We start from the raw sequence: 3,857 nt of genomic DNA, 5'->3' as shown, positions 1-3,857 counted from the left end.
GGACGACCCCGCGGTCGGCGACGGCCGCTCGAGCATCTGGCTCGACCCCTCCGTGCCCCTCTACTTCAAGTACTTCGGCGGCGGGGTGGGGGCGGCGTCCGGCTCCTGCACGAGCTGCAGCCCGCCGGACGAGTTCGCCGAGACGGTCAGCAGGTCGATCCAGGTGCGGTTGATCGAGGGGACCCGTCCGCCGAAGTACTTGAAGTAGAGGGGCACGGAGGGGTCGAGCCAGATGCTCGAGCGGCCGTCGCCGACCGCGGGGTCGTCCCGCCAGGAGAAGAAGAAGCTCTCGCGGCGGCGCAGCTTGTTGGCGATGACGATCTGGACGTGCGTGAGCGTGCGGTCGTCGAACTCGATCTCGACTCCCGAGGCTCCGTAGAGCAGCTTCCCCATGGGGGCCTCCCGGCCGCCCGTCGCCGGGCGGTGCATGACGGTGCCCGCGGGCACGAGAAGCGGGACCGTTCCGGCGCCCGCCGTGGACCGGGCGGCTCGCATCCGGACGCGGGCGCCCGGGCTCGGAACCGCCCGGTGACGACTCTAGGCGAGGCGGCGCGGGCGCGCGGGATCCTCGTCCGATTCCCGAACACCGGGCTCCTCCGGCCGGAAGGACGACCGGTCCGGAGGCGCGCCCGGCGCCCTGCCGGATCCGGGCGAGACGCGCCGGGGCGCTGCCGCGCGCATGTCGGAGGTCGGACGTACGGTACCCGCATGATCGAATGCGCACTCTGCGGAACCGACGCCGTCGTCCTCGACCGCTCCGGCGGCCGCGACACCGAGGAGGAGCTCGTCGTGCTCTGCGCCGACTGCACCCCGGGCGAGATCACCCAGGCCCTCGAGGCCGGGCTGCTCGAGCCCGCTCGACGCAGCGCGCACGCCCGCGCCGCCTAGAGAGCGGCACGTCGGACGGAGTGCCCCCACTGGGACTCGAACCCAGACTGAGACGATTTTAAGTCGTCTGCCTCTGCCGATTGGGCTATGGGGGCGACCACCGGGAGGAGCGACCCTCCCGGCGGCGGTGTCAGGACTTGGCGGGCTCGCCGCCGACCGGGACCGGAGCACCGGCCTGGCCGGGGATCTGCGCCGGGGCCTGCGCGGCCGGAGCCTCGGCGGCCGGGGCCGCCGGACGCGGACGCGACGCGTAGGTCTCGAAGGAGCCGCGGGGGTACTCGCGGGCCTCGATCGAGGCGATGTCGCGGCCGAGCCAGAGGTTGTTCCACCAGCCCCAGACCACGCGGAACTTGCGCTCCCACGAGGGCATGGCGAGACCGTGGTAGCCGCGGTGCATCACCCAGGCGGGGAAGCCCTTCACGGCGATCTTGCCGGACTGGAACACGCCGATGCCGATGCCCAGGCCCGCTACCGCGCCGAGGTTCTTGTGCACGTAGTCGACCGGCTCCTCGCCGCGGAGCACCGCGGTGATGTTCTTGGCCATGAGCTTGCCCTGGCGGACGGCGTGCTGGGCGTTCGGCACGCAGAAGCCGCCGACGCCGCCGCCGGTGAGGTCGGGGACGGCCGTCGCGTCGCCGGCGCCCCAGGCGCCCTCGACGAGCACGTCGTCGTGGCCGACGCGGAGGTCGGCGCGCACGCGCAGGCGGCCGCGCTCCTCGATGGGCAGGTCGGAGTTCTTGATCGACGGGTTCGCCATGACGCCCGCGGTCCAGATGATGAGGTCCGACTCGAAGCTCTCGCCCGTCGACAGCTGGATGACGCCGTTCTCGGCCGACTTGAGCTGCGTGTCGAGGTGCACGGTGGCGCCGCGCTGGTCGAGGTTCTTCAGCACCCAGTGGCTCGTCTCGAGGGCGACCTCGGGCATGATCCGGCCCATCGCCTCGATGAGGTGGAACTGCGTCTCCTCGAAGTCGATCTCGGGGTAGCGCTTGAGCAGCGCGCTCGCGAAGGAGCGCAGCTCGGCGAAGACCTCGATGCCCGCGAACCCGCCGCCGACGACCGTGACGGTCAGCAGGCGCGAGCGCTCGGGGCCGGCGGGGAGCGACGCGGCCTTGTCGAAGTTCGTGAGCATGCGGTCGCGGATCGCGGTCGCCTCCTCGATCGTCTTCAGGCCGATCGCGTTGTCGGCGACGCCCGGGATCGGGAAGGTGCGCGAGACGGAGCCGGCGGTGACGACGATCTGGTCGTACTCGAACTCGTAGGGCTCGCCCACGGTCGGGGTGATCGTCGCGGTGCGGTTCGCGTGGTCGATCTTCGTCACCTTGGCGGCGAGGATCGCGGTCTTCTTGAGGTGGCGGCGGAGCGAGACGATCGCGTGGCGCGGCTCGATCGACCCCGCGGCGACCTCGGGGAGGAAGGGCAGGTACGCCATGTAGGGCAGCGGGTCGACGATCGTGACCTCTGCCTCGTGCGGGCGGAGCTGCTTCTCGAGCTTCCACGCGGTGTAGAAGCCGGCGTAGCCGCCTCCGACGATCAGGATTCTGGGCACGGTTGACTCTCCAAGAGGGATGGACAATGCGAACACCCTCACGCAATGCGAAGTGCCCGCTCTCGATGCGGTGGGCAGCACTGACCCCGACTGGGAATCAGCTTAGCGAAGAGCGCGCCGGTGGTGGCGCCTCCGTGGCTCCGGTAGGAGCGGCTACGCGTCGAGCGGCCTGCAGGCGCAGCGCTCGGGAGACCAGTCGGCGCGGGCCAGGGCCAGATCGCCGATCGGATTGACGCCGAGGCCCGCCGCGAGGGCGTGCGCGGCGAGGGCGTGGAGGCACTTCACCCGCGAGGGCATGCCCCCGGAGGAGATGCCCGCGATCTCGGGGACGGAGCCGACGCTCTCGCGGTCGGCCAGGAACGCCCGGTGCGCAGCGGCGTACGCCTCGCGCAGCTCCTCGTCCTCGGCGAGCATCGCGTTGTACTCGACCATGACCTGGGTGGCCTCGAGCTGCGAGATCGCGGCCGTCGCGGCGGGGTGGGTCAGGTAGTAGAAGGTGGGGAACGGCGTGCCGTCGGACAGGCGGGGGCTCGTGGAGACCACCGTCGGGTCGCCGCAGACGCAGCGTGCGCTGATCCCGACGACGTCCCGGGCGGGACGGCCCAGCTGGGCGGAGACGACCGCGATGTCGCGCTCGGACGGCGGATCGAAGGGGGGCGTGGTCACGGGGGCTCCAGAGGACGGACGGCCGGGAGGACGCTCCAGTGTACGCGGGGCCGGGCGGGAGCGACGGGTAGGGCGGGAGCTACGGAGTCGGTGTCAGCTCATCGGCGGTCGGCTCGCCGAGGCCCGAGACCGCGATCGAGGACAGCAGGGAGCCGGCCCAGTCGCTCGGGGTCTCCTGCACCGTGTCGCTCGCGGGCTGCTGCGCCTGCTGGGCGAGCGTCACGTCGTCGAGCACGAGGTAGCTCACCTCGCCGGGCATCACGAAGTACAGCCGCTCGCGGGCCTGCGCGCGGATGAACGCCGGGTCGGACCAGCGGGTACGCTGCTCGTCGAGGTTCTGCGCCTGGGTCTTGGCCGCGTCGACCGAGCGCTGCAGCTCGGCGATCTCGGCGCGCTGCTCGACGAAGTTCTTGATGCTCGGGGCGAGCACGACCACCGCGAGGATCATGATCCCCATCACCAGCAGCGTGAAGCCGGAGCCGCGGACGCCGGCGATCCACGCGGACGAGGGCGGAGCGGGCGGCTGCTTCGGGCGGGGGGTGCGCGGGGCGGATGCGGCACGGGGCGCCGAGGGCGTGCGGGAGCCGGAGGCTCCTCGCTTCTTCCCGGCGGACGACGTGCCGGCGGCCGGCCGCGCGGGCCTCTCGGGCACCGGGGCGGTCGTGGTCACGGGGAACCTCCGGGTCGGCGGGTGCGCCCGGGCCGTCCGGCGATCGGGCCCTGGGAGTCTACGACCGGCCGCGGTCTCCTGCGC

At 72.4% G+C, this 3,857-nt stretch carries 5 protein-coding genes and 1 tRNA gene; 1 reads left to right on the top strand and 5 read right to left on the bottom strand.

Translation table 11 applies throughout. The features are described from left to right. Nucleotides 1-60: 60 nt before the first annotated feature. Nucleotides 61-393, bottom strand: a complete 333-nt coding sequence (locus C5C82_RS16860) for an ATP-dependent DNA ligase (protein ID WP_104248109.1) — start codon at nucleotides 391-393, stop codon at nucleotides 61-63. A 315-nt stretch (nucleotides 394-708) separates the two neighbouring features. Here C5C82_RS16860 and C5C82_RS16855 point away from each other — a divergent pair, with 315 nt between their 5' ends. Next, on the top strand, nucleotides 709-888 hold the full coding sequence (locus C5C82_RS16855) for a hypothetical protein (RefSeq protein WP_104225020.1): 180 nt from the start codon (nucleotides 709-711) through the stop codon (nucleotides 886-888). A gap of 21 nt (nucleotides 889-909) precedes the next feature. On the opposite strand, the gene C5C82_RS16850 is transcribed toward C5C82_RS16855, so the two are convergent. The 4 genes from C5C82_RS16850 to C5C82_RS18135 form a co-directional block, all read right to left on the bottom strand. Next, nucleotides 910-983 (bottom strand) — tRNA-Leu (locus C5C82_RS16850). A gap of 35 nt (nucleotides 984-1,018) precedes the next feature. After that, nucleotides 1,019-2,437, bottom strand: a complete 1,419-nt coding sequence (locus tag C5C82_RS16845) for an NAD(P)/FAD-dependent oxidoreductase (RefSeq protein ID WP_104225019.1) — start codon at nucleotides 2,435-2,437, stop codon at nucleotides 1,019-1,021. Between the two features lie 153 nt (nucleotides 2,438-2,590). After that, nucleotides 2,591-3,103: a DUF501 domain-containing protein gene (locus C5C82_RS16840; protein WP_104296233.1), complete on the bottom strand. Its 513-nt coding sequence runs from the start codon at nucleotides 3,101-3,103 to the stop codon at nucleotides 2,591-2,593. A 79-nt stretch (nucleotides 3,104-3,182) separates the two neighbouring features. Next, nucleotides 3,183-3,773, bottom strand: coding sequence for a septum formation initiator family protein (locus tag C5C82_RS18135; protein ID WP_258066169.1), 591 nt, complete (start codon nucleotides 3,771-3,773; stop codon nucleotides 3,183-3,185). Nucleotides 3,774-3,857 lie beyond the last annotated feature (84 nt).

It is taken from the genome of Rathayibacter sp. AY1D5 (assembly GCF_002932515.1).
Classification (GTDB): domain Bacteria; phylum Actinomycetota; class Actinomycetes; order Actinomycetales; family Microbacteriaceae; genus Rathayibacter.
Note: the sequence above shows the minus strand (reverse complement) of the source record. Positions and strands in the feature narration are given on the sequence as shown.